Annotated in this window: 20 protein-coding genes and 2 tRNA genes; 10 read left to right on the top strand and 12 right to left on the bottom strand. The window is 59.1% G+C overall.

From position 1 onward, the window contains the following. Window positions 1-4 precede the first annotated feature (4 nt). The 10 genes from DYL59_RS19250 (at window position 5) to DYL59_RS19205 (ending at window position 14913) form a co-directional block, all read left to right on the top strand. Window positions 5-1435 carry a sigma-54-dependent transcriptional regulator gene (locus tag DYL59_RS19250; protein WP_135290582.1) on the top strand — a complete coding sequence of 477 codons (1431 nt, stop codon included), beginning with the start codon at window positions 5-7 and terminating at the stop codon, window positions 1433-1435. Window positions 1436-2132: 697 nt separating this feature from the next. Then, window positions 2133-3521, top strand: coding sequence for a polynucleotide adenylyltransferase PcnB (locus tag DYL59_RS19245; protein ID WP_135290581.1), 1389 nt, complete (start codon window positions 2133-2135; stop codon window positions 3519-3521). Between the two features lie 2 nt (window positions 3522-3523). Beyond that, complete coding sequence (gene folK / locus DYL59_RS19240; RefSeq protein ID WP_135290580.1) at window positions 3524-4009, top strand: 2-amino-4-hydroxy-6-hydroxymethyldihydropteridine diphosphokinase; 486 nt, start codon at window positions 3524-3526, stop codon at window positions 4007-4009. Window positions 4010-4391: 382 nt separating this feature from the next. Beyond that, window positions 4392-5192, top strand: coding sequence for a 3-methyl-2-oxobutanoate hydroxymethyltransferase (gene panB / locus DYL59_RS19235; RefSeq protein ID WP_135290579.1), 801 nt, complete (start codon window positions 4392-4394; stop codon window positions 5190-5192). Then, on the top strand, window positions 5189-6040 hold the full coding sequence (panC, locus tag DYL59_RS19230) for a pantoate--beta-alanine ligase (RefSeq protein WP_135290578.1): 852 nt from the start codon (window positions 5189-5191) through the stop codon (window positions 6038-6040). The genes panB and panC overlap by 4 nt, the downstream gene beginning before the upstream one ends. Window positions 6041-6241: 201 nt before the next feature. Further along, a complete protein-coding gene (gene pgi / locus DYL59_RS19225; protein WP_135290577.1) occupies window positions 6242-7906 on the top strand; it encodes a glucose-6-phosphate isomerase in 1665 nt (554 codons plus the stop codon). 105 nt (window positions 7907-8011) lie between these two features. Beyond that, a complete protein-coding gene (gene acs / locus DYL59_RS19220; RefSeq protein WP_135290576.1) occupies window positions 8012-9949 on the top strand; it encodes an acetate--CoA ligase in 1938 nt (645 codons plus the stop codon). A 16-nt stretch (window positions 9950-9965) separates the two neighbouring features. Continuing rightward, the gene (locus DYL59_RS19215; RefSeq protein WP_135290575.1) at window positions 9966-10835 is read left to right on the top strand and encodes an oxygenase MpaB family protein; all 870 of its coding nucleotides are present in this window, start codon (window positions 9966-9968) and stop codon (window positions 10833-10835) included. Between the two features lie 56 nt (window positions 10836-10891). Next, entirely contained in the window at window positions 10892-11908 is a 1017-nt protein-coding gene (locus DYL59_RS19210) for a class I SAM-dependent rRNA methyltransferase (RefSeq protein ID WP_135290574.1), read from the top strand. 86 nt (window positions 11909-11994) lie between these two features. Beyond that, window positions 11995-14913 (top strand): DUF748 domain-containing protein, encoded by a 2919-nt coding sequence (locus tag DYL59_RS19205; protein ID WP_135290573.1) that lies wholly within the window; start codon window positions 11995-11997, stop codon window positions 14911-14913. Window positions 14914-15208: 295 nt separating this feature from the next. On the opposite strand, the gene DYL59_RS19200 is transcribed toward DYL59_RS19205, so the two are convergent. The 12 genes from DYL59_RS19200 to tpiA form a co-directional block, all read right to left on the bottom strand. Then, window positions 15209-15829, bottom strand: coding sequence for a BON domain-containing protein (locus DYL59_RS19200; protein ID WP_135290572.1), 621 nt, complete (start codon window positions 15827-15829; stop codon window positions 15209-15211). Window positions 15830-16124: 295 nt separating this feature from the next. Further along, window positions 16125-18230, bottom strand: a complete 2106-nt coding sequence (pnp, locus tag DYL59_RS19195) for a polyribonucleotide nucleotidyltransferase (protein ID WP_105698723.1) — start codon at window positions 18228-18230, stop codon at window positions 16125-16127. A gap of 194 nt (window positions 18231-18424) precedes the next feature. Then, the gene (rpsO, locus tag DYL59_RS19190; protein ID WP_020299907.1) at window positions 18425-18694 is read right to left on the bottom strand and encodes a 30S ribosomal protein S15; all 270 of its coding nucleotides are present in this window, start codon (window positions 18692-18694) and stop codon (window positions 18425-18427) included. Between the two features lie 117 nt (window positions 18695-18811). Continuing rightward, window positions 18812-19729: a tRNA pseudouridine(55) synthase TruB gene (truB, locus tag DYL59_RS19185; protein ID WP_027605370.1), complete on the bottom strand. Its 918-nt coding sequence runs from the start codon at window positions 19727-19729 to the stop codon at window positions 18812-18814. Window positions 19730-19732: 3 nt separating this feature from the next. Next, on the bottom strand, window positions 19733-20128 hold the full coding sequence (gene rbfA, locus DYL59_RS19180) for a 30S ribosome-binding factor RbfA (protein WP_003176137.1): 396 nt from the start codon (window positions 20126-20128) through the stop codon (window positions 19733-19735). Window positions 20129-20287: 159 nt separating this feature from the next. Beyond that, entirely contained in the window at window positions 20288-22813 is a 2526-nt protein-coding gene (gene infB / locus DYL59_RS19175; protein ID WP_135290571.1) for a translation initiation factor IF-2, read from the bottom strand. A 27-nt stretch (window positions 22814-22840) separates the two neighbouring features. Then, the gene (gene nusA / locus DYL59_RS19170; RefSeq protein ID WP_008057419.1) at window positions 22841-24322 is read right to left on the bottom strand and encodes a transcription termination factor NusA; all 1482 of its coding nucleotides are present in this window, start codon (window positions 24320-24322) and stop codon (window positions 22841-22843) included. A gap of 47 nt (window positions 24323-24369) precedes the next feature. Beyond that, window positions 24370-24828, bottom strand: a complete 459-nt coding sequence (rimP, locus tag DYL59_RS19165) for a ribosome maturation factor RimP (protein WP_003235029.1) — start codon at window positions 24826-24828, stop codon at window positions 24370-24372. A gap of 140 nt (window positions 24829-24968) precedes the next feature. Beyond that, a tRNA-Met gene (locus DYL59_RS19160) sits at window positions 24969-25045 on the bottom strand. 96 nt (window positions 25046-25141) lie between these two features. Continuing rightward, a tRNA-Leu gene (locus DYL59_RS19155) sits at window positions 25142-25227 on the bottom strand. 22 nt (window positions 25228-25249) lie between these two features. Next, window positions 25250-25633, bottom strand: a complete 384-nt coding sequence (gene secG / locus DYL59_RS19150; protein WP_010206600.1) for a preprotein translocase subunit SecG — start codon at window positions 25631-25633, stop codon at window positions 25250-25252. Between the two features lie 4 nt (window positions 25634-25637). Then, window positions 25638-26393 (bottom strand): triose-phosphate isomerase, encoded by a 756-nt coding sequence (tpiA, locus tag DYL59_RS19145; protein ID WP_003194193.1) that lies wholly within the window; start codon window positions 26391-26393, stop codon window positions 25638-25640. Window positions 26394-26396: the final 3 nt, after the last annotated feature.

The following is a 26396-nucleotide window of genomic DNA, read 5'->3' as shown; positions in this document are numbered from 1 at the left end:
ATCAATGCCGCACATTTTGATCGTCGAAGACGAAACCATTATCCGCTCTGCCTTGCGTCGCCTGCTTGAACGTAATCAGTACCAGGTCAGCGAAGCCGGCTCCGTGCAGGAAGCCCAGGAGCGCTTCAGCATTCCCACGTTCGACCTGATCGTCAGCGACCTGCGTCTGCCGGGCGCACCGGGTACCGAGCTGATCAAGCTGGGCCAGGGCACTCCGGTGCTGATCATGACCAGCTACGCCAGCCTGCGCTCGGCGGTAGACTCCATGAAGATGGGCGCGGTGGACTACATCGCCAAGCCTTTCGACCATGATGAAATGCTCCAGGCCGTTGCGCGCATCCTGCGCGACCGTCAATCGGCCAGCAATGCACCTGCCGAACAGCGCCCCGCCAGCAAAGCCGCTGACAAGCCGGGCGTGGATAACAGCAACGGCGAGATTGGCATCATCGGCTCCTGCCCACCGATGCAGGACCTGTACAGCAAGATCCGCAAAGTGGCGCCGACCGATTCCAATGTGTTGATCCAGGGCGAGTCGGGCACCGGTAAAGAGTTGGTAGCCCGCGCCCTGCATAACTTGTCCAAGCGCGCCAAGGCCCCGATGATTTCGGTGAACTGCGCAGCCATTCCGGAATCCTTGATCGAGTCCGAATTGTTCGGCCACGAGAAAGGCGCGTTTACCGGCGCCAGCGCTGGGCGCGCAGGCCTGGTGGAAGCAGCAGACGGCGGCACGCTGTTTCTCGATGAAATCGGCGAACTGCCCCTGGAAGCCCAAGCGCGTCTGTTGCGCGTATTGCAGGAAGGCGAAATTCGCCGCGTAGGCTCGGTGCAATCACAGAAGGTTGATGTGCGCCTGATCGCGGCCACCCACCGAGACCTCAAGAGCCTGGCGAAGATCGGCCAGTTCCGTGAAGACTTGTACTACCGCCTGCATGTGATCGCCCTGAAACTGCCGGCCCTTCGCGAGCGTGGCGCCGATGTCAACGAGATCGCCAACGCGTTCCTGCTGCGTCAAAGCGCGCGCATCAACCGTACCGACCTCAAATTTGCCCCAGACGCGGAACAGGCGATTCGGCATTACTCATGGCCAGGTAACGTGCGTGAGCTGGAGAATGCGGTCGAGCGTGCGGTGATCCTGTCGGAGAGCCCGGAAATCTCTGCCGAACTGCTGGGCATCGATATCGAACTGAGTGACCTGGAAGACGACGACTTCATCGGCCTGGCCCCGCAACAGGGCGGCGGTAGCAATACCAGCCACGAGCCAACGGAAGACTTGTCGCTGGAAGACTACTTCCAGCACTTCGTCCTTGAGCATCAGGACCACATGACCGAGACCGAGCTGGCGCGCAAATTGGGCGTTAGCCGCAAGTGCCTGTGGGAACGTCGCCAACGACTGGGCATCCCACGGCGCAAGACCGGGGTAGCCAGCGAGAGTTGAGGGTGTTCCCCCACAGGTAACACTCTCAAAGGTGAAAAAACTGTTACCGCTGATTTTTTGCGTAACAAAAGCCGGGGCTTACGGTAACGAAGCCCCGGTTTTTTTTGGCCCGTCAAAAACCCTAAACCGCCCAAAACCCCCGGTTTTATTGGGCGGCGCAAAAGTTGGCACGCACCCTGCTATATGCTTAGTACAAAAACAATAACAAGCTTTGTACAAGACAATAAAAATAAGACGAATCGACTCACGCATAACAAAAACAACACGGCGGAGGCGCAGCTAACTGATTCTTTTGGAGAGGCGTTGCATTTGGGGCTTGCCCCGCAACCAGGCCGAGAACAACAAAAACTGCCCTAAGGCAGAGCCTGAACTGGTTGGATCGTAGATCAGCAACACAGCGACCAAAGCAATCCGTTTGCTCTTGACTCCCGATTGGGAGTGTCATGAAGGTGAAGCTTCATGGCGAGGGCGATCAACAAAAACAAGAAGCCCGCAACCAATAATAAAAATAGAGCACGCAACTACTTCTGGGGGAGCTTCGGCTCCCCTTGTAGTTTCTGCGATTTAGTCCTTCAAGGCTTATGGCGCAAGGCCTGTAGCTTGTTCCTACACCATCCCCTGACTAAATGCTAGAATCCCCGCCCATCATGCGGTCATTCTTCGTTATGGCCGAACATTCCTTCAAACAGTGCATCCCATGCTGAAGAAGTTGTTCCAGTCATTCCGTTCTCCCTTGCGTCGTACGCAGCACAAACGCAGCACGCCTGAAGTGCTCAATAGCAGCCAGCATTCGCTGCAACGCGCTCAATTCAGCCGTTATGCGGTGAATATCGTCGAACGCCTGCAGAACGCCGGCTACCAGGCTTACCTGGTCGGCGGCTGCGTGCGTGACATGCTGCTCAATATCACCCCCAAGGATTTCGACGTCGCCACCAGTGCCACGCCTGAACAGGTACGCGCCGAGTTCCGCAACGCGCGGATCATCGGCCGTCGTTTCAAGCTGGTGCACATCCACTTCGGTCGCGAAATCATCGAGGTTGCGACCTTCCGCGCCGGTCACCCGCAAAACGATGATGAGGAAGACACCAATCAGTCCTCCCGCAACGAAAGCGGGCGCATCCTGCGCGACAACGTCTACGGCACCCTGGAGGAAGACGCGCAGCGTCGCGACTTCACCATCAATGCCCTGTATTACGACCCGGTCAGCGAGCGCATCCTCGATTACGCCAATGGCGTACACGACATTCGCAACAACCTGATCCGTCTGATCGGCGACCCGACCCAGCGCTACCAGGAAGACCCGGTGCGCATGCTGCGGGCCGTACGCTTCGCCGCCAAGCTGAACTTCGGTATCGAGAAGCACACCGCCGCACCGATTCGCGAACTGGCCCCCATGCTGCGGGAGATCCCTTCGGCGCGCCTGTTCGAAGAAGTGCTCAAGCTGTTCCTCTCGGGCTACGCCGCCGACACCTTCGAAATGCTGGTGGACCTGCAGCTGTTCGACCCACTGTTTCCGGCCAGCGCCGAGGCACTGGAACAGAACCCGACCTACACCCACACCCTGATCAGCGAGGCGTTGATCAACACCGACCTGCGCATCAAGCAGAACAAGCCGGTGACCCCAGCGTTCCTGTTTGCCGCGCTGTTGTGGCCTGCCCTGCCAAAACGCGTATTGCGCCTGCAGGATCGCGGCATGCCGCCGATCCCGGCCATGCAGGAGGCGGCTCACGAGCTGATCGCCGAGCAGTGCCAGCGTATCGCCATTCCAAAACGCTTCACCATGCCGATCCGCGAGATCTGGGACATGCAGGAGCGCCTGCCGCGCCGCAGCGGCAAACGCGCCGACCTGTTGCTGGACAACCCACGCTTCCGCGCTGGCTATGACTTCCTGTTGCTGCGTGAAAGCGCTGGTGAGCAGACCGACGGCCTGGGCGAATGGTGGACCGACTACCAGGACGCCAACGACAGCGAACGCCGCGACATGATTCGCGAGCTTGGTAGCAAAGGCGATGGCGAAGCACCGAAGAAACGTCGTCGCAGTGGCAGCAAGCGCAAGCGTAGTGCGGCCGACGCCTCCGGCGAATAACCGTGGAGCGCATCTACATCGGCATGGGTAGCAACCTGGCTGCCCCGGACCAGCAATTGCGCAGCGCTATCCAAGCGCTGGGGCAATTGCCCGGCACCACCGTCGCAGGCGTTTCAGCCTTCTATCAAAGTGATTCGCTACTGCCGGGCCAGCCGCGCTATACCAATGCGGTTGCGGCCCTGGACAGCAGCCTGGCGCCGCTGGACCTGCTGGATGCCTTGCAGGCCATCGAAAACGACCAGGGTCGCGAACGCCTTGAGCGTTGGGGCCCACGCACACTCGACCTGGATATCCTGCTGTTTGGCGATCGCCTGATCGACGAACCGCGCCTGAAGGTGCCGCACTACCAGATGCATGTGCGGGCGTTTGTGCTGTATCCGCTGGCCGAGCTGGAGCCCGAGAGCCTCCAATTGCCTGACGGCCAACGCCTCAGCGACTTGCTGAAAGCGTGCCCGTTTGTCGGCCTGGAACGCATCCTCACGGCCTAACGCTATCCCTGTGGCAGCGGGCTTGTGTGGGAGCGGGCTCGCTCGCGAAGGCGGAGTGTCAGTCGCCGCATGTGCTGGCTGACATACCGCTTTCGCGAGCAAGCCCGCACACATTGGATCTTCGGCGCAGCAAAAAACTGCGTTCAGCCAGCTGAATCGCATCAGTAACAGGGGTAACACCCCACACGTAACAACGCGGTAACACATCCAATTGACTTCCCGCGCCCTCCTCACGACTATAGGCGTCCCGCTGCCGCCAACCCGGCGCTGAAGGGCGCAATCCAGGCCTTATAAGCACTGCTCTCAAGACAGTACGCCTGTATATACGAAGATTCACGCGCGTTACTCGCTGTTTCCAAGCGCCTGAACGAGGACCCTTTTCATGCCAGACATTACCCTGACCACCTTGCAGAGCCTCAAGCTCAAAGGTGAAAAAATCACCATGCTGACCTGCTACGACGCCACCTTCGCCCACGCCAGCTGCCAGGCCGGGGTTGAAGTGTTACTGGTGGGTGATTCCCTGGGCATGGTTCTTCAAGGGAATGACAGCACCCTGCCTGTGACCACCGATGAACTCGCCTACCACACTGCCAGCGTCAAACGCGGCAACGATGGCGCGTTCATCATCGCCGACCTGCCGTTCATGGATTACGCCACGGTCGAGCAAACCTTCAAGAATGCCGGCAAGCTCATGCGCGCCGGTGCGCACATGGTCAAGGTCGAAGGCGCCGTGTGGCTGGCCGAGTCGATCCGCCTGCTGGCGGAGCGCGGCGTGCCGGTGTGCGTGCACATGGGCCTGACCCCGCAGTCGGTGAACATCCTGGGCGGCTACAAGGTACAGGGCCGCAATGAAGCCCAAGCGCGGCAGATGCGGGCCGATGCCATTGCACTGGAACAAGCCGGTGCGGCAATGATTCTGCTGGAGTGCGTACCGAGCGAGCTGGCAGCGGAAATCACCCAGGCCGTGAAAGTCCCGGTGATCGGCATTGGCGCAGGCCCGGCCACCGACGGCCAGGTGCTGGTATTGCATGACATGCTCGGCCTGTCGATCACTGGCCGAGTGCCGAAGTTCGTGAAGAACTTCATGACCGGCCAGGACAGCATCCACGCGGCCTTGAGCGCGTATGTCGCCGAAGTCAAAGGCGTGACCTTCCCAGGCGCCGAACACGGATTTTCAGCATGAACACCGTAAAAACCGTACGTGAACTGCGGGCCGCCGTGACCCACGCCCGCAACGCCGGCAAACGCATCGGCTTTGTGCCCACCATGGGCAACCTGCACAGCGGCCACGCCACCCTGGTGAGCAAGGCCGCACAACAGGCTGACTTTGTGGTCGCGAGCATCTTCGTCAATCCGTTGCAATTCGGCGCCGGCGAAGACCTGGACAAATACCCGCGCACCTTGGCGGCCGACCAGGAAAAGCTGCTGCAATCGGGCTGCAATCTGCTGTTTGCACCCACCGTCGATGAAATGTACCCAGGCGGCACCACCGGCCAGACCCGTGTCAGCGTCCCGCAACTGTCCGAAGGCCTGTGCGGCGCCAGCCGTCCGGGGCACTTCGAGGGTGTCGCGACAGTGGTCAGCAAGCTGTTCAACATGGTCCAGCCGGACATCGCCGTGTTTGGCCAGAAGGACTACCAGCAACTGGCCGTGATCCGCGCCATGGTCCATGACCTGAACATGCCCATCCAGATCATCGGCGAGCCCACCGTGCGTGCCGACGACGGCCTGGCGCTGTCATCGCGCAATGGCTACCTCACACAAGAACAACGTGCCATCGCGCCGGTGCTGTACCGCAGCCTCAGCCAGATTGGCGCCGCGATCACGGCGGGTGACCACGACTTCGCCAAACTGCGTGCCGAGCAGGTCCGCCAGATCGAAGCCGCCGGGCTGCGCATGGATTACCTCGAAGTACGCCAGGGCGTGCATCTGCGCCCGGCCACGCCCGAGGACCGTGACATCGTGGTCTTGGTAGCCGCCTATTTGGGTGCCACACGCCTGATCGACAACCTGCACCTGAACCTCAACTGACCCCCTCCCCGCTGTGCCGGTATAAAAAAGTACCGGCCACAGCGCAGACAAAGCCAAGACATATTCCCACGCTAGGTTTAATGTAATCGCCCTGCGCTATGGTTAGCGCTGTCTGGAACCCAATCCTTGATGAAAGACTGGATGTTCCGGGCTTAGAAGTGTCCTAAAGGCAGTCCCCGTAATAAAAGGAAACCCGCAGCGATGGCGTACTACCGCACTCCTCATGACGTTACCGCTCTGCCCGCCTGGCAAGCGCTCAATCAACATCGCCAAGCCATGCAGGATTTCAGCATGCGCGAAGCGTTCAATGCCGATCCCCAGCGCTTTTCCCAATTCACGTTGAGCAGCTGCGGACTTTTCCTCGATTACTCGAAAAACCTGATCACCAGCGAGACCCGAGACCTGCTGGTGGGCCTGGCCAAGGAAGTCGGCCTCAAAGACGCGATCAACTCGCTGTACGCCGGCGAGCCGGTCAACTCCTCCGAAGGTCGCCCGGCCCTGCACACCGCCTTGCGCCGTCCAGTGGGCGACAAGCTGTCGGTCAACGGCGTGAACATCATGCCGGACGTGCACAAGGTGCTGAACCAGATCACTGACCTTGTCGGCCGCATCCACGACGGCCTGTGGCGCGGCTATACCGAGAAGCCGATCACTGACGTGGTGAACATCGGCATCGGTGGCTCGTTCCTAGGCCCCGAACTGGTGTCCGAGGCACTGTTGTCCTACGCCCACAAAGGCGTGCGCTGCCACTACCTGGCGAACATCGACGGCAGCGAGTTCCACGAGCTGACCATGAAGCTGCGCGCCGAGACCACGCTGTTTATCGTCTCGTCCAAGTCCTTCAACACCCTCGAAACCCTGAAAAACGCCCAGGCCGCTCGCGCCTGGTACCTGGCCCAGGGTGGCTCGGAAGCCGAGCTGTATCGCCACTTCATCGCTGTATCGAGCAACAACGCAGCGGCCGTGGCCTTCGGTATTCGCGAAGAAAACATCTTCCCGATGTGGGACTGGGTCGGCGGGCGTTACTCGCTGTGGTCGGCTATCGGTTTGCCGATTGCCCTGGCCATCGGCATGTCCAACTTCAAGGAACTGCTGTCCGGGGCCTACACCATGGACCAGCATTTCCAGAACGCCCCGTTCGAAGCCAACATGCCCGTGCTGCTGGGCTTGCTGGGCGTGTGGTACGGCAACTTCTGGGGTGCGCAGAGCCATGCGATCCTGCCGTACGACCACTACCTGCGTAACATCACCAAACACTTGCAACAATTGGACATGGAATCCAACGGCAAGAGCGTGCGCCAGGACGGTACGCCAGTGGCCACCGATACCGGCCCGGTGATCTGGGGCGGCGTAGGCTGCAACGGCCAGCACGCTTACCACCAGTTGCTGCACCAGGGGACCCAACTGATCCCGGCCGACTTTATCGTGCCGATCGTCAGCTTCAACCCTGTGTCCGACCACCACCAGTGGCTGTACGCCAACTGCCTGTCCCAGAGCCAGGCGCTGATGCTCGGCAAGACCCGTGCTGAAGCCGAAGCCGAGCTGCGCGACAAGGGCATCCCGGAAGACGAAGTGCAGAAGCTGGCACCGCACAAGGTGATCCCGGGCAACCGTCCGAGCAACACCCTGGTGGTTGAGCGCATCAGCCCACGTCGCTTGGGTGCGCTGGTGGCCATGTATGAGCACAAGGTGTTCGTGCAGAGCGTGATCTGGGGCATCAACGCCTTCGACCAATGGGGCGTGGAGCTGGGTAAAGAACTGGGCAAGGGCGTTTACAACCGCCTGACCGGCGCTGAAGAAACCTTGGCCGACGACGCTTCGACCCAGGGCCTGATCAACTACTTCCGCGGTCGTCACCGCGGCTGAGGCTGATCACTCAAGGCCAACGTCCGTTTGGACGTTGGCCTTGAACCCTCCCCCCACTGCGTGCATCTTTATGACTTGTCGCTAAAACAAGAATAAGGACCGCACATGTTCGATATCAGCACATTTCCTGCCGCCGATGCCGTGCGCCGGGCTGCGCAGCTCAGCCAAGCGGACTACCAGCGCCTCTACCGCCAATCCATCGAGCAACCCGACACCTTCTGGGCCGAGCAGGCCAAGGGCTTTCTCGACTGGATCACCCCCTGGCATACCGTCCACCACTCAGACATCCACACCGGCGCCGCCCAATGGTTTGCCGGCGGGCAGCTCAACGTCAGCTACAACTGCATTGACCGCCACCTGGCCCAGCGTGCCGATCAGCCTGCCTTCATCTGGGAGGGCGATGATCCGGCAAAGTCCGCCAAAATTACCTACCGCCAACTTCATCAGAACGTTAGCCGCCTGGCTAACGTGCTGAAAAGCCGTGGCGTGAAGAAAGGCGACCGCGTGTGCATCTATATGCCCATGATCCCGGAAGCGGCCTACGCCATGCTGGCCTGTACGCGCATTGGCGCGGTGCACTCGGTGGTGTTTGGAGGCTTCTCGCCGGATGCCCTGCGCGACCGCATCCTGGATGCCGACTGTCGCACCGTGATTACGGCCGACGAAGGCGTGCGCGGCGGCAAGCCGGTGGCGCTGAAACAGAATGTCGACAAAGCCCTGGCCAGTTGCCCGAATGTCAGCACCGTGCTGGTGGTAGAGCGTACCGGCGCCAGCGTGAACTGGAACGAGGGCCGCGACCTCAAGTACCAGCAAGCCCTGGATGCCGCCAGCGATGACTGTCCGCCCGAGCCGATGGACGCCGAAGACCCACTGTTCATCCTCTATACCTCCGGCAGCACCGGCAAACCCAAGGGCGTGCTGCACACCACCGGCGGCTACCTGCTGCAAGCGGCGATGACCTTCAAGTACGTGCTCGACTACCGCGACGGCGAAGTGTTCTGGTGCACTGCGGATGTGGGCTGGGTCACCGGCCACAGTTACATCGTGTACGGCCCGCTGGCCAACGGCGCCACTTCGCTGATGTTCGAAGGCGTGCCGAGCTACCCGGACAACTCGCGCTTCTGGCAGGTGATCGACAAGCATCAGGTAAACATCTTCTACACCGCACCCACCGCCCTGCGCGCCCTGATGCGCGAAGGCCATGGGCCGCTGGAAAACACCTCACGCGCCAGCCTGCGCCTGCTGGGCAGCGTCGGCGAGCCGATCAACCCGGAAGCCTGGGACTGGTATTTCAACGCCGTGGGCGAGCAACGCTGCCCCATTGTCGACACCTGGTGGCAGACCGAGACCGGCGGCATCATGCTCAGCCCATTGGTGAGCGCCCAGCGGATCAAGCCAGGCTGTGCCACCCTGCCGATGTTTGGCGTACAGCCGGTGTTGCTGGATGAGCAGGGTAAAGAATTCAGCGGCGCCGGCAGTGGTGTACTGGCAATCAAGGCCAGCTGGCCGGGCCAGATCCGCAGCGTGTACGGCGACCCGCAGCGCATGATCGACACCTACTTCAAACCCTACCCCGGTTATTACTTCACTGGCGACGGCGCACGCCGCGATGACGACGGCGACTACTGGATCACCGGGCGTATCGACGATGTGATCAATGTGTCCGGCCATCGCATCGGCACCGCCGAAGTGGAAAGCGCGCTAGTCCTGCATGACCTGGTCGCCGAAGCCGCGGTGGTGGGCTATCCCCATGACGTCAAAGGCCAGGGCATCTATGCCTTCGTCACCCCCATGAACGGGGTGGAGCCCAGTGACGAACTGAAAAAACACCTACTGGAGCTGGTCAGCAAGGAAATCGGCAGCTTTGCCAAGCCGGAACTGATCCAATGGGCACCAGCCCTGCCCAAAACCCGTTCCGGCAAGATAATGCGCAGGATTCTGCGCAAGATCGCCTGCAACGAACTGGATAGCCTGGGTGATACCTCAACCCTGGCAGACCCAAGCGTGGTGGACGGCCTGATCGACAAACGCCTGAACCGATAGGACACCCTGAGTCGCCATGGAATTTATCCGCAGCCGCATCGAAAACCAGCTGATGAGCCTGACCGGTTTGTCACTGGGCCAACTGGACCTGGAAAACCCCAAGGGCGACCCAGGCCTCTTCGGGCCGGATTCGGTGAGCTGGCAAGTCCATGGCGACTTCAGCAGCATGCTGATTGGCGGCATCAGCGCGTTGATGCTGCAAGCCCTGCACCCACTGGCCCTGGCAGGCGTGTGGGACCATTCCAATTTCCGTCAGGACATGCTTGGACGGCTGCGGCGTACGTCGCAGTTCATCTCGGGCACCACCTTTGGCTCGCGGCATGATGCCGAGTGGCTGATTGAAAAAGTACGCACCATTCACCTGCAAGTCGTCGGCCATGCGCCGGATGGGCGAGCCTACGCTGCCAGCGATCCAGAGTTGCTGACCTGGGTGCATGTGGCCGAAGTCAGCAACTTTCTGGCGGCGCATCTGCGCTATCGCAACCCTCACCTTTCGGGGCGGGATCAGGACCGTTACTACAGCGAGATCGCCTTGGTGGCTGAACGTTTGGGTGCGCGCCACGTTCCGCGTTCACGGCAGGAGATTTCCGATTACTTCGCACGCATCCGCCCACAACTGCTGTGCGACGACCGCAGCCGCGAGGTGCTGCGCCTGCTGCTCAATGCGCCCTCCCCCAGCACCATGGCCAAACCCTTTGGGGCCTTGATGATGCAGGCCGGAATCGACCTGCTGCCCGACTGGGCCAGTGCCATGCTCGATCAACACCAGGGCCCGCTGCAACGCCAGATGATCCGTGCCGGGGTCAAACGCAGTGCGCCACTGTTACGCTGGGCGATGCGCAATGGTTCGGTGCAACGGGCCCATCGGCGGATGGGGCTGATGTAGCCCAGGCCTCATAACTGTTAAACTTCGCGCCCTCTTTTCCCAGCAAGGCGCGCTCCATGTCTCCCCTGAATCAGGCGCTGCGCGCCGCCCTCGATCATCGCCAAGACCTGATCAACGAGCTGCACGCCCAAGGCACTGACTGCTATCGCTTGTTCCACGGCAGCCAGGAAGGCGCGGGTGGACTGACCATCGACCGTTATGGCCCGCAACTGCTGGTGCAAAGCTTTCACCAGTCGCTGCAAACCGAGGAGTTGCTGGAGCTGCACCAACTGATCAACCAGTACATGGGCCTGGAATTGTTGCTGGTGTACAACGACCGCTCCCGAGGCAACTCGCGGGTCGACCGCGAAGACACGGTGTACCGTGCCGAACCAGCCGCGCTGGAAGACCTGGTCGGCCACGAGTGGGGCCTCAATTACCGCGTACGCGGGCGACATGCCGGACAAGACCCGTTGCTGTTCCTCGACCTTCGCAACACCCGTGGCTGGGTCAAAGAGCACAGCGCTGGCAAAAGCGTGCTGAACCTGTTCGCCTACACCTGTGGGGTAGGCCTGAGTGCCGCAGCCGGTGGCGCGCGCGAGGTGTACAACCTGGACTTTGCCGAGGGCAACCTGGCGGTCGGGCGCGAGAACGGCCTGCTGAACCCGCAATTGCCGGCCATGGAGTTCGTGCAATCGGACTACTTCCCAGCGATTCGCCAACTGGCCGGCTTGCCGATCACCCAGCGCCGCGGTCAGAAGCTGCCGAGTTATCCACGCCTGGAACAGCGCCAGTATGACCTCGTCCTGCTGGATCCTCCGGCATGGGCGAAGAGCGCATTCGGCACCGTCGACCTGCTTCGCGACTACCAGAGCCTGCTCAAGCCTGCGCTGCTGGCCACTGCAGACAATGGCGTGCTGATCTGCTGCAACAACCTGGCAAAAGTCAGCATGGAGGATTGGCGTGAGCAGGTCCTGCGTTGCGCGGAAAAAGCCGGACGCCCGGTACGAGACTGGCAAATCATGACGCCGGGGGCGGATTTTCCCTCCCAGGACCAGCAGCCGCCGCTGAAAACATTGATACTCCAGTTGTAGGACGTTTCCCAAGAGCCTGGATCTTCGGAACCGAAAACCCGTGCCATACTCCAAGGCACTCCTGAATGACATAGATGGCGTCACCCATGCCCAAAGGATTGATCCGCGCCGTCGGCGCCTTGTTGACCGCTCTTGCCCTGTACAGCCTGCTGGGCTTTCTGATTTTGCCCGGCATTGCCCTTCGCATTGCCAACCAGCAACTGGCCCATTACGCCACGGTGCCAGCGCGGATAGAGCGGATCGAGCTCAACCCGTTCAGCCTGGAGCTGACCCTGTGGGGCCTCAAGATCGGTGAGCCGGGCAAGGAGCAGGTGGGTTTCGAACGCCTCTATGCCAACCTGCAGATCGACAGCCTGTGGACCCGCGCCTTGCACCTGGCCGATGTGCAGTTGGACCAGCCCAAGACCGAGGTGCTGTTCGATAAATCCGGCCAACTCAACCTGGCGCAGTTGTTCAAGGTACCGCCAAGCGAGCCAACCCCGGCCGACCCCAATGCCAAGCCATTCCCGTTGCGCATCGACGGCATCAAGCTGGCCGGCGGCTATGTGCACTTCGAAGACTTGCGCCCCAGCGAGCCCATCGAATTTCTCTACGACAAACTCGATTTCGAGCTGAAAAACCTCAGCACACTGCCCGAAGACAACGCGGACATGACCCTGGTCGCCGCCGGCCCTGAGGGTGGCCAGATCGACTGGAAAGGCAATTTCAGCCTGGTACCGATCACCTCCGAAGGTACGCTCAAAGTCACCGACGGCAAGATGAAAGCCTGGTGGCCGTACGTACGCGACGCGTTGCCACTGGTGCTTGAAGATGGCGTGCTCAATTTCAGCACCGAGTACAAGTTCAGCCTGGCCAAAGAGACCGAACTGAACCTGACCAACACCGCCGCCAGCATCGCGCCGTTCGCCATCAAGGCCCCGGACGGTCGGCCGTTGGTGCGCCTGGAGCGCCTGGACGTCAGCGACACCACGGTGGACCTGGCCAAGCAGCAAGTGGTGGCTGGCAAGATCCGTAGCAACAAGCTGGAAACCTGGGCCGCCCGCGAAGCGGATGGTCAGCTGGACTGGCAAAAGCTGTTTGCCAGCCAACCGAGCAAACCAGCCCAGGCGCCAGAACCCGCCACGGCACCGGCCACCGCCGACTCGCCAAAAGCCGAACCTGCGGCCCCAAGCAAACCCTGGCAAGTGCTGCTCAAGGATGTGCAACTGCGCAACTACCAGGTGCACCTGGCGGACCGTCAGGCCAAACCTGCGGTGGCGCTGGAACTGGGACCGCTGAACGTCGATGTGCAGAACTTCGATAGCCTCAACCAGAGTCCGTTCACCCTCAAGGTCGACAGCGGCCTGGGTAAACAAGGCAAGATCGCGGCAACCGGGGAGGTCAATCTCAACCCAGTCAGCGCCAAGCTGAAGGTGACGACCCAGGACATCGACCTGCGGGTGGCACAGTCCTATATCAGCCCGTTCATCCGCCTGGAACTGCGCAGCGGCATGCTCGGCAGCAACCTGGACGTGAACCTCAAAAGCACTGATCCCCTCAAGCTCCAGGTCACCGGCCGGGCGCAGGTCGATCAGTTACACACCCTCGACACCCTCAAGACCCGAGACTTCGTCAAATGGCAGCGCGTGGTGGTGGAGGGCTTGAACTATCAACACGGCGACAGCCTGTCGATCGACAAGGTCAACCTGCTGCAGCCCTATGCGCGTTTCATGATCAACGACGACCGCACCACCAACGTCGATGACCTGCTGATCCCGCAACCGCCCGATAAAGGCCCCAAACCTGCCAGCAAAGAAAAACCGCTGGGTATTCATGTGGGGCAGATTGCGATCAACGATGGCTCGGCCAACTTTGCCGACTTCAGCCTGACCCCCAACTTTGCCACCGCAATCCAACAACTCAACGGGCAAATCGGCACCATCGACAGTCGCCAGGCCAAGCCGGCCAGCGTGGACATCAAAGGCAAGGTGGATCGCTATGCGCCGGTGACCATCAAGGGCAGCGTCAATCCGTTTGACCCAATGGCCGCACTGGACATTGCCACCAGCTTCAAGCGCGTCGAACTGACCACGTTGACGCCGTACTCCGGCAAGTTTGCTGGGTTTCGCATCCGTAAGGGGCGTCTGAACCTCGACCTGCATTACGTCATCACCAAAGGCCAGCTCAAGGCTGAAAACAAAGTGGTGGTCGAACAGCTGCAACTGGGCGAGAAAGTCGACAGCGCCGACGCCGTGGACTTGCCGATTCGCCTTGCGATTGCACTGCTCAAGGACAGCGACGGCAAGATCTCCATTGAACTGCCAGTAACGGGTGACTTGAACAACCCGCAATTCAGCGTAATGCCGATTGTGTGGCAGACCCTGCGCAATCTGGTGGTGCGCGCGGCCACGGCCCCTTTCCGGTTTATCGGTGGGCTGGTGTCTGGCGGCGGCGCGGAAGACCTTGGCAATGTGTCATTTGCGGCGGGCTCCAGTGAGCTGAGTAAAGACGCCCAGGCCGCCTTGGACAAACTCGCCAAGGCACTCAAGGAACGTCCGTCCCTGCGCCTGGAAATCGAGGGGACCGCCGCTGCAAGCAGTGACGGCCCATTCCTGGCAGCCGAGCGCCTGGAGCGGGAATACCAATACAACTACTACAAGATTCTTCAACGTCGGGGAGATAAGGTTCCAGCCCAGGCATCGTTGCTTGTGGTGCCGGAGAAGGAAAAGGCCCCCCTACTTGAAGGCATTTACCGCACGCGCTTGAAACAGCAACCCCCGGCAGAATGGAAAGACCTGAGCGACGATGACCGCACCGCTAAACTGCGTGACGGCGTGATCAAGTTCTGGAGCGCCAGTGATGTGTTGCTGCGCCAACTGGGCCAGGACCGTGCCAGCACGATCAAGGACTACCTGGTGGATAAAGGCCAGCTGGAAGATGACCGGGTGTACTTCATCGATGCCAACCTGGGGCAGGCGCAGAAGGATGGTCGGGTAGTGACACCCATGCATCTGGATGCCGAGTAACCCCATAGCAACACAGTTCTAAATGTGGGAGCGGGCTTGCTCGCGAATGCGGTGTGTCAGCCAACATGGCTGGCACTGGTCCACCGCGTTCGCGAGCAAGCTCGCTCCCACATTTGACTTTCATAGCCTTGAGATCAGTATTCCAATCCCACAATAGAACAGGCCCCGACACGAATGCCGGGGCCTGTAGTGACCACATCCCTGTGGTCGGTCGCATGAACACGTGAGGTGCATTGAGTGGATATCTAGCTCACTCGTTGCCGCCGACGCTTAGTTCAAGGCGATAAATGAAGCGTTACTCTGCCTTCAGGCCATCAGCCGATACAGCTTTAACGCCCTTGATTTTCTTGGCAATGTTCACTGCTGTGGTTTTCTGCGCATCGGTCACTGCGGCAGTCGACGACAGGGAAACGACGCCTTTATTGGTTTCGACTTTGATGTCAGTGCCTGGAATGCCTTTCTCGGTAACCAGATCGGCTTTCACTTTGGTGGTGATCCAGGTATCGGAAGTCGTCTCTTTAGCACCAGCGGCAGCGGTCTTAGTCTTGTCTACGTTATCGGCTTTGTAAGCGCCGCCGGCATGCAGGCTATCAGCGGAGACAGCTTTAACGCCTTTGATCTTCTTGGTGATCGCTACAGCGGTAGCTTTCTGCGATTCGGAAATCTCTACGTCAGACGACAGGGTAACCACGCCTTTGTTGGTTTCAACCTTGATGTCCGAACCTGGAATACCTTTTTCGGTCAGCAGGTCAGCTTTGACTTTGGTGGTGATCCAAGTGTCCGAAGTGGACTCCTTGGCTTTTGTCACTTCGCCAGCGGCCAGGGTCATCGGCGCTTGGGAAGTTTGTGCAAAGGCTGCGTTGGCACCAATAGCCAGGGTCAGGGCGGTAGCAGTAGCGAGAGCGAACTTCTTCATACGAGTAACTCCTGTTTTATTAAAAGTCTGCAGTGTGTGTACCTTGATGCTGCAGCGTTAACAGGAATATTGCAGGCGCTGTGCCAAGTCTCCACCACCAATAAAAATCATATAAAACAATGACTTATAAAATGTCGCTATTTTCGAAATCGTGCAACTTGCATGAACCCCATCGTGCCTGCATGCAAGTTGCGGCTTTTGCCATGGCGTAAATGGCTGATTTCACTTCACTTTCCTGGCTCCATAAAAAAAGGACTCCGAAGAGTCCTTTTTCAGCGTGAAGCCTTAGGGGTGATTACACGCCCGAAGCCTTGGCTGCTGCTACGTCCTTGATGGACAGCTTGATACGGCCGCGGTTGTCCACGTCCAGTACCAGCACTTCCACTTCCTGGCCTTCTTTGAGAATGTCGGTCACTTTCTCAACGCGAGCGTCGCTCAGCATGGAGATGTGAACCAGGCCGTCTTTGCCCGGCAGGATGTTGACGAATGCGCCGAAGTCGACGATGCGCTCAACCTTACCGACGTAGATCTTGCCGATCTCAGCCTCAGCGGTGATACCCAGGACGCGCTGACGTGCTGCTTCAGCCGCTTCCTTGGTTTCGCCGAAGATCTTGATCGAGCCGTCGTCTTCGATGTCGATCGAAGCCTTGGTCTCTTCACAGATCGCACGGATTGTCGCGCCGCCTTTACCGATAACATCACGAATTTTGTCGGTGTCGATTTTCATCGCGATCATGGTCGGAGCGTTTTCCGACAGTTCGGTACGGGACTGACCAATGATCTGGTTCATCTGACCGAGGATGTTCAGGCGCGCTTCCAGGGCTTGGCCCAGGGCGATTTCCATGATCTCTTCGGTGATGCCCTTGATCTTGATGTCCATCTGCAGCGCGGTAACACCTTTGGCGGTACCGGCTACTTTGAAGTCCATGTCGCCCAGGTGGTCTTCGTCGCCCAGGATGTCGGTCAGGATGGCGAACTTCTCGCCTTCTTTAACCAGGCCCATGGCGATACCGGCAACCGGCGCCTTCATTGGCACACCAGCATCCATCAGCGCCAGGGAAGCACCGCAAACGGAAGCCATGGAGCTGGAACCGTTGGACTCGGTGATTTCCGACACAACACGGATGGTGTACGGGAACACGTCAGCAGCAGGCAGCATGGCCTGTACCGAACGACGCGCCAGACGGCCGTGACCGATTTCGCGACGACCAGCGCCACCCATGCGACCGCACTCGCCCACCGAGAACGGAGGGAAGTTGTAGTGCAGCATGAACGGGTCTTTTTTCTCGCCTTCCAGGGTGTCCAGCAGCTGTGCGTCGCGGGCGGTGCCCAGGGTCGCAACTACCAGGGCCTGGGTTTCACCACGGGTGAACAACGCCGAACCGTGAGTCTTCGGCAGAACGCCAACTTCGATGTTCAGCGGACGTACGGTGCGGGTGTCGCGACCGTCGATACGTGGCTTGCCGTTTACGATGTTTTCGCGAACGGTGCGGTATTCGATCTCGCCGAAGGCAGCTTTGACTTCGCTGGAGGAAGGCTGGCCTTCTTCACCGGACAGCTTGGCCACAACCTGATCCTTCAACTCGCCCAGGCGAGCGTAACGGTCGGCCTTGACGGTGATGGTGTAGGCGTCGGAGATGGCAGCACCGAACTCGGAGCGGATAGCGCCCAGCAGTTCAGTCGCTTCAGCCTGTGGCGCCCAGGTCCAGGTTGGCTTGGCCGCTTCGGCCGCCAGCTCGGTAACAGCCTTGATGACTGCCTGGAATTCGTCGTGGGCGAACAGCACGGCGCCCAGCATCTGGTCTTCGGTCAGCTCTTTGGCTTCCGATTCAACCATCAGAACGGCTTCCGAAGTACCGGCAACGACCATGTCCAGGCTCGATGCTTTCAGTTGCTCGTAAGTTGGGTTCAGCAGGTAGCCGGTGCTTTCGTGGAATGCAACGCGGGCTGCGCCGATCGGGCCATCGAAAGGAATACCGGAGATAGCCAGGGCAGCCGAGGTACCGATCATCGCAGCGATGTCCGGATCGGTCTTCTTGCTGGTGGACACGACGGTGCAGACAACCTGCACTTCGTTCATGAAGCCTTCTGGGAACAGCGGACGGATCGGACGGTCGATCAGTCGGGAAGTCAGGGTTTCTTTCTCGGAAGGACGGCCTTCGCGCTTGAAGAAACCGCCAGGGATCTTACCGGCAGCGTAAGTCTTTTCCTGGTAGTGAACGGAAAGAGGGAAGAAGCCTTTGCTTGGGTCAGCGGTCTTGGCGCCAACAACGGTCACCAGTACGGTAACGTCGTCATCAACGGTAACCAGCACTGCGCCGGAGGCTTGACGGGCAATACGGCCTGTCTCGAGGGTAACGGTCGACTGACCGAACTGGAATTTTTTGATAACCGGGTTCACGGTGTCCTACCTTCTTTGTGGCTCTTGGGGAACTTGTCTTCTTGCGAAATTCTTGGGCAATGCTGGGAATCGGCCCAACCCTCGTCCAGGGTAAAACGTGTATCCAGATAAAACTTGAGGCTGGGAGCCTGCCATGGGCCAGCGGGAATCCCACTGACACACGGCAGACAACCAACCTCTAGCGCAATCGCTTGTTAGCGACGCAGACCCAGGCGAGCGATCAGCGAGCTGTAACGGCTCACGTCCTTGCCCTTCAGGTAGTCCAGCAGCTTACGACGCTGGTTTACCATACGGATCAGACCACGACGGGAGTGGTGATCTTTACCGTTGGCCTTGAAGTGACCTTGCAGCTTGTTGATGTTGTGGGTCAGCAGTGCAACTTGCACTTCTGGCGAACCAGTGTCACCAACAGCTTGCTGGTAGTCAGCTACGATCTGTGCTTTTTCTTGAACGTCGAGAGCCATGAGGCAATCCTTTTATCAGGAAACTGTTTCAGAAAAACAGCTTCAACAGGCCAGGGACAAATCCCTGTATCTAAAAATGAGTGTTGACCGTGCCTGTTAACAGCCACACTCGTTCGGTCATTCTGACCGAATCAGTCGACGCGGCGCGATGCGCCCGTCTTCGCTCACTTCACCGATACCGATAAAGCGACCATTGTGATCTTGTACCCGCACCATGCCGAACTTCGGGGCATCCGGGGCACGTACCGGCTGGCCGTTGAGCCAGTAGAACGCGCTGTGCTCCGAGAAGTGCAGCAATGGCCAATCGAGCAAACCGCTGTCCGACGGCATCAGGAAGCGATCTACCGCTTCGTTGCCACCTTCGGCGTGTACCGCTTCGAGCTCTTCCAGCGTGACCGTCTGGGCCAGGCTGAACGGACCGGCCTGGGTACGTCGCAGTTCTGCAACGTAGGCGCCGCAACCGAGCTGTTCACCAATATCTTCCACCAGGGTACGGATATAGGTGCCTTTGCTGCAGTCCACAGCCAGTCGGGCGGTGTCACCTTCACAGGCGAGCAATTCCAAGCGCGCAATAGTAACAGAACGTGGTTCGCGCTCCACTACTTCACCCGCACGTGCCAGCTTGTAAAGAGGCTGTCCATCACGCTTGAGCGCCGAGTACATCGGCGGTATCTGACTGATTTGCCCACGAAAAGCGGGTAATGCAGCTTCGATATCAGCACGACCAACGGTCACGTCGCGAACCTGCAAAACATCACCTTCGGCATCGGCCGTGGTGGTGGTCTTGCCCAGTTGCATCAGGGTTTCGTAACCCTTGTCGGAATCGAGCAGGTATTGCGAAAACTTGGTGGCCTCGCCAAAGCACAACGGCAATACGCCGGTGGCCAGGGGGTCGAGGCTGCCGGTGTGCCCGGCCTTCTCGGCATTGAGCAGCCAGCGAACCTTCTGCAACGCAGCGTTGGAGGTAAAGCCAATGGGCTTGTCGAGCAGAATGATGCCGCTGACGTTGCGACGGATACGTTTGACCTGAGCCACCGCTTACTCCTTGGCGTCTTCAGGTGTGGACGGGTGCTGGCTGTCTTCAGCCACGGCGCGCTCGATCAGTGCCGACAGGTGCGCGCCACGCACCACGCTTTCGTCGTAGTGGAAGTGCAACTGGGGAACACTGCGCAGCTTCATTTCACGGGCCAACTGCATGCGCAGGAAACCCGCAGCCGAGTTGAGCACCTTGATGCTTTGCGCGATTTCTTCGCTGTTGTCCTGCCCCATCACGGTGATGAAGATCTTGGCGTGACCCACGTCACGGCTCACTTCAACGGCGGTGATGGTGACCAGGCCAACGCGCGGGTCTTTGACTTCGCGGCGGATCAGTTGGGCCAGCTCACGCTGCATCTGATCGCCGATACGCTGGGTACGGCTGTATTCTTTTGCCATGTCTTGTTACCTGTTACTGCCACACGGTGAAACCCGTGGGGTCTGAAAGCGGCAAACGCCCGGCCTGACAAAAGCCAGACCGGGCGTTGCGTTTAGAGTCCGTACGCTGCGTGGGACATTTGCATGCCCACACGCCGCGTGGCTCCGGAAGTGCGCGAGTTAGAGGCTGCGAGCAACCTGAACCTTCTCGAAGACTTCGATCTTGTCGCCAACCTTGACGTCGTTGTAGCTCTTGACGCCGATACCGCATTCCATGCCGGCACGTACTTCGGAAGCGTCATCCTTGAAGCGGCGCAGGGATTCCAGCTCGCCTTCGAAGATAACGATGTCTTCACGCAGTACACGGATTGGACGGTTACGGTACACGGTGCCTTCGACAACCATGCAGCCAGCGATCGCGCCGAACTTCGGCGAACGGAACACGTCACGAACTTCGGCAATACCCAGGATGTTTTCCCGGACGTCGCTGCCAAGCATGCCGGTGAGGGCTTTCTTGACGTCTTCGATGATGTCGTAGATGACGTTGTAGTAACGCATGTCCAGGCCTTCCTGCTCGACGATCTTGCGAGCGCCAGCATCGGCACGCACGTTGAAGCCGAACAGTACAGCGTTGGAAGCCAGTGCCAGGTTGGCGTCGGACTCGGTGATACCACCGACACCGCCACCGACAACGCGCACTTGCACTTCGTCGTTACCCAGGCCGTTCAAGGCGCCGTTCAACGCTTCGAGGGAACCACGTACGTCAGATTTGAGGACGATGTTAAGCGTCTTCTTCTCTTCCTGGCCCATGTTCTCGAAAATGTTTTCCAGCTTGCCTGCGTGAGCACGGGCCAGTTTGACTTCGCGGAACTTGCCTTGACGGAACAGAGCCACTTCACGGGCTTTCTTCTCGTCGGCAACCACGCTCATCTCGTCGCCAGCGTCCGGGGTACCGTCCAGGCCGAGGATCTCGACCGGGATAGCAGGACCTGCTTCCTTGATTGGCTTGCCGTTCTCGTCGAGCATGGCACGCACACGGCCGTAGTTCGAACCGACCAGGACCATGTCGCCTTGGCGCAGGGTACCGTCTTGAACCAGAACGGTCGCAACCGGGCCACGGCCCTTGTCGAGGCGGGATTCAACCACGACACCACGGCCAGGAGCCGATGGGGTAGCAGTCAGTTCCAGCACTTCGGCTTGCAACAGAACAGCTTCAAGCAGTTCGTCAACGCCAGTACCCATCTTCGCGGAGACCGGTACGAATGGAGTGTCACCACCCCACTCTTCGGAGGTCACGCCGTGAACCGACAGTTCGCTACGGATGCGATCAAGATCGGCGCCCGGCTTGTCGATTTTGTTCACGGCTACAACCAACGGAACGCCAGCTGCCTTGGCATGCTGAACAGCTTCGATGGTTTGTGGCATCACGCCGTCGTCGGCTGCAACCACCAGGATCACGATGTCGGTCGCCTTGGCACCACGGGCACGCATTGCGGTAAACGCGGCGTGACCAGGGGTATCGAGGAACGTCACCATGCCACGGTCGGTTTCAACGTGGTACGCACCGATGTGCTGGGTGATACCGCCGGCTTCGCCCGCAGCTACCTTGGCACGACGGATGTAGTCGAGCAGAGAGGTTTTACCGTGGTCAACGTGGCCCATTACGGTCACAACCGGAGCACGGGAAACCGCCTCACCTTCAAACTTCAGGGACTCGGCCAGGGAATCTTCCAGGGCGGTGTCGCTGACCAGGGTCACTTTATGGCCCAATTCCTCAGCAACCAGTTGGGCAGTTTCCTGATCCAGTACCTGGTTGATGGTGGCCGGGGTGCCCAGCTTGAACATGAACTTGATGATTTCAGCAGCCTTGACCGACATCTGCTGGGCGAGATCGCCAACAGTGATGGTCTCGCCGATCTTCACTTCACGCACGACAGGGCCGGTTGGGCTCTGGAAACCGTGGGCGTTGCGTTTTTTCAGCTTGGCCTTGCCGCGACCACCACGACGGAAGCCATCGCTTTCTTCGTCGGTAGTACGTGGGGCAACGCGTGGAGCAGGCGCTTTCTCTTTGACCGAGGCACGATGCGGAGCGTTTTTACGCTCGCCGTCGCCACCACCGCCGCGACGATTGTTATCGTCAGCACGCGGCTTGTCTGGGCGACGAGGTTCGTCGCGTTTGCGAGCGTCAGCAGCAGGCGCTGGTGCAGCGGCAACCGGAGCGGCCTCACGCACAGCTTCAACCGGCGCGCTAGGCGCGACAGCCGCTTCAGTGGCAGCAGGTTGCGCAGCAGCAGGCTGGCGACGCGCTTCTTCTTCGGCGCGACGCTTGGCTTCTTCTTCAGCCTTCTGACGAGCAGCATTTTCTACTGCGCGACGTTCGTCCAGCTCGCGTTTGCGCTCGGCTTCGATTTCTTCCGGGCTGCGCTGTACGAAGACTTTCTTCTTGCGTACTTCAACGCTGATGCTCTTGCTACCAGCAACACGCAGGGTGCTGGTGGTTTTGCGCTGCAATGTAATCTTGCGCGGTTCTTCCACTTTCGCCTTGTGGCTGCTCTTCAAGTGAGTCAGCAAAGACTGCTTCTCACTATCGCTCACACCTTCATCGGCGGCGGTGTGCGGCAGACCTGCCTCACGCATCTGCTGCAACAGGCGCTCTACCGGTGTTTTGACCTCATCGGCCAGTTGTTTCACCGTGACTTGCGTCATGCACTTCTCTCCTCAGGCCGCGCCTAGTTACTCGAACCAATGGGCTCGGGCGGCCATGATCAACTTGCCGGCACGATCATCGTCAATGCCGTCGATGTCGAGCAGATCGTCAATAGACTGCTCGGCCAGGTCTTCGCGGGTAATTACGCCGCGCACCGCCAGTTCCATCGCCAAATCCTTGTCCATACCCTCAAGCGAGAGCAGGTCTTCGGCCGGATGGGCGTCTGCCAGCTTTTCCTCAGTAGCGATGGCTTTAGTCAACAAACGATCCTTGGCCCGAGCGCGAAGCTCGTTGACGGTGTCTTCGTCAAAGCCGTCGATGTTGAGCATTTCTTCCAACGGTACGTAGGCAATCTCTTCCAGACTGGTGAAGCCTTCATCTACCAGCACCTGTGCCAGGTCTTCGTCGACTTCCAACTCGTCGATGAAGTTGCGCAGGATGTCACCGGTTTCAGCTTGCTGCTTAGCCTGGATGTCCGATTCGGTCATCACGTTCAGGGTCCAACCGGTCAGTTGGCTGGCCAGACGCACGTTCTGACCACCTCGACCAATGGCCTGAGCCAGATTGTCTGCGCCAACGGCGATGTCCATTGCATGGGCATCTTCGTCAACGATAATTGCCGCCACTTCAGCCGGCGACATGGCGTTGATCACGAACTGCGCCGGGTTATCGTCCCACAGGACGATGTCCACACGCTCACCGCCCAATTCGCCCGACACTGCCTGGACGCGCGAACCGCGCATACCGATGCAAGCGCCTTGCGGGTCGATGCGTTTGTCCTTGGAGCGGACCGCGATCTTGGCGCGCGAACCCGGGTCGCGGGACGCAGCCATGACTTCGATCAGGCCTTCGGCGATTTCCGGCACTTCGATACGGAACAGCTCGATCAGCATTTCCGGCGCGGTACGCGACAGGATCAACTGAGGGCCGCGGTTCTCGGTGCGGATTTCCTTGAGCAGCGCACGCAGACGCACGCCAACACGGAAGGTTTCGCGAGAGATGATGTCTTCGCGGGCCAGCAACGCTTCGGCGTTGTTGCCCAGGTCGACGATCACGTTGTCGCGGGTGACTTTTTTCACGGTGCCGGAGATGATTTCACCCAGGCGCTCGCGATAAGCGTCAACGACCTGAGCGCGCTCGGCTTCGCGAACCTTCTGCACGATGACCTGCTTGGCGGTCTGTGCAGCAATACGGCCGAACTCGATCGACTCGATCTTTTCTTCAACGACATCACCGACCTTGGCGCCAGGGTGCGTTTCGGCAACCTTGCTAGGCCAGGTTTCGATGGCCGGATCATCAAGATCGGCTTCTTCAACGACCGTCCAGCGACGGAAAGTCTCATAGGCACCGGTGTGGCGGTTGATTTCCACACGCAGATCAACTTCGTCTTCAAAACGCTTTTTGGTAGCAGTGGCCAGGGCCAGCTCCAGCGCTTCAAAAATCACGTTTGCCGGTACGCCCTTTTCATTGGATACCGACTCAACAACCAGCAGTACTTCTTTGCTCATCGTACGCCTCGCCTTTCGCAAGCCATTGGATCCGCGGGATCCGCGTCTCAGTCAAAACTGGGAATAATGTTGGCCTTGTCGATCATATCGATCGGCAACAGGAATTCATGGTCTTCTACCTGCACCACGACATCCTGTTCTTCTACACCGCGCAGAAGGCCCTGAAAGTTGCGTCGCCCTTCAAAGGGAGATCGCAGCTTGATCTTCACTTGTTCACCGGCAAATTTTGCAAACTGATCAATAGTGAACAGTGGGCGTTCCATGCCTGGCGAGGAAACTTCGAGGGTGTATTCAACGGAAATCGGATCTTCAACATCCAGGACACCGCTGATCTGACGGCTGACAATGGCACAATCGTCCACCAGCACGCCGCCCTCTTTATCGATATAAACGCGCAACATTGAGTGGCGACCTTGAGCCGAAAACTCAATACCCCAGCATTCATAGCCTAGGGCCACGACCACCGGGGCCAGCAAGGCCTGCAACTCTTCTAGCTTGCTCGACACCTGAACCCCCTCGTGCATGTATGTGCATGCTGTGCAAAATAAAAAAATGGGCGAAACGCCCATCCTTGAAACGCCGTCGAACAGCGGCGTTGAAAGTGTCCAGCTAACAAAAAGCCCCTTAAAAGGGGCTCCGCTAAAACTGGTTGCGGGGGCCGGATTTGAACCGACGACCTTCGGGTTATGAGCCCGACGAGCTACCAGACTGCTCCACCCCGCGACAAAGCTGGGGCGGAAGTATACGACCGATCCCTTACAGGGTCAATGTAACCTTCCACCTACAAGAAAGCCCGCAACAGCGGGCTCTCCTGATAATTGGTACCGAGAAGGGGACTCGAACCCCTACACCCTATGGGCACAACCACCTCAAGGTTGCGTGTCTACCAATTCCACCACCTCGGCAATACAGCGTTTACAACCCTTCTTACTTCTGCTCTTGAGCTGGAGGTACGTCAGTCGCTGGAGTAGCCGACTTTTGCTCTTGAAGCACCGGGACATCATCAGAAGCCGGTTTTGCTTTTGGCACTTCCAACACTGCTGGATTTGGGAGACCTACTTGAGTCAGCACATGAGCTTTCTCTTTAGCAAAGTAACCTAACCCTAAGCTGGTTATGAAGAAACCGGCGGCAAGTATAGCAGTAAACTTACTAAGAAAGGTAGAGGAACCTTGGCTTCCGAACACAGTATTTGAAGCACCTGCACCGAAAGACGCACCAGCATCCGCACCTTTACCCTGTTGCAACAAAACCAGGGCAACTACGCCCAGGGCAGCCAACAGATGAAAAACGACTACGACTGTTTCCAGCATTTTTTCAGTTTCCCGCGGCGCGACAGATCGCACCGAACTCATCTGCATTCAGGGAAGCTCCACCAATGAGCCCCCCATCGATATCCGGCATGCCGAACAGTTCGACCGCATTGGCCGCCTTCACGCTGCCGCCGTATAGAAGACGCACACCTTGTGCGACTTCAGAATTCTCTGCCGCCAACTGCGCGCGGATGGCTGCGTGCACATCCTGCGCCTGTTGCGGTGTAGCAGTCAGCCCGGTACCAATGGCCCAGACCGGCTCGTAAGCAATGACCGCCTTTGCAAACGCACCAACACCCAGCTCCTCGATGATGCTGCCCAGCTGACGCGAGACAACTTCTAGAGTCTTGCCAGATTCACGCTGCTCAAGGGTCTCCCCTATGCACAACACCGGAATCAAGCCACAAGCCTGTGCCGCTGCGAACTTGCGATTGAGTGTCCCATCACGCTCGCCCATCATCTGACGGCGCTCGGAGTGCCCGACAAGCACATAGGAACAACCCGCATCGACCAACTGACTCGGCGAAATCTCACCGGTCAATGCACCTTGCATTGGCTCCACCGCAGAGTTCTGCGCGCCGACCTGAATCGACTTGCCCTTCAAGCCATCAACCACTTGGTTGATATGCAAGCAAGGCGGGAAAACCGCAACATCAACACCGCTCGGCAAGGCCAAGTGACGAAGGCCATTGATCAGCTCAGCGACACTGGCGCGGGTACCGTGCATCTTCCAGTTACCAGCTACCATAGTGCGACGCATGCT

Origin of the sequence: Pseudomonas kairouanensis, from assembly GCF_004682055.1 — a bacterium.
Classification (GTDB): Bacteria; Pseudomonadota; Gammaproteobacteria; order Pseudomonadales; family Pseudomonadaceae; genus Aquipseudomonas; species Aquipseudomonas kairouanensis.
Note: the sequence above shows the minus strand (reverse complement) of the source record. Positions and strands in the feature narration are given on the sequence as shown.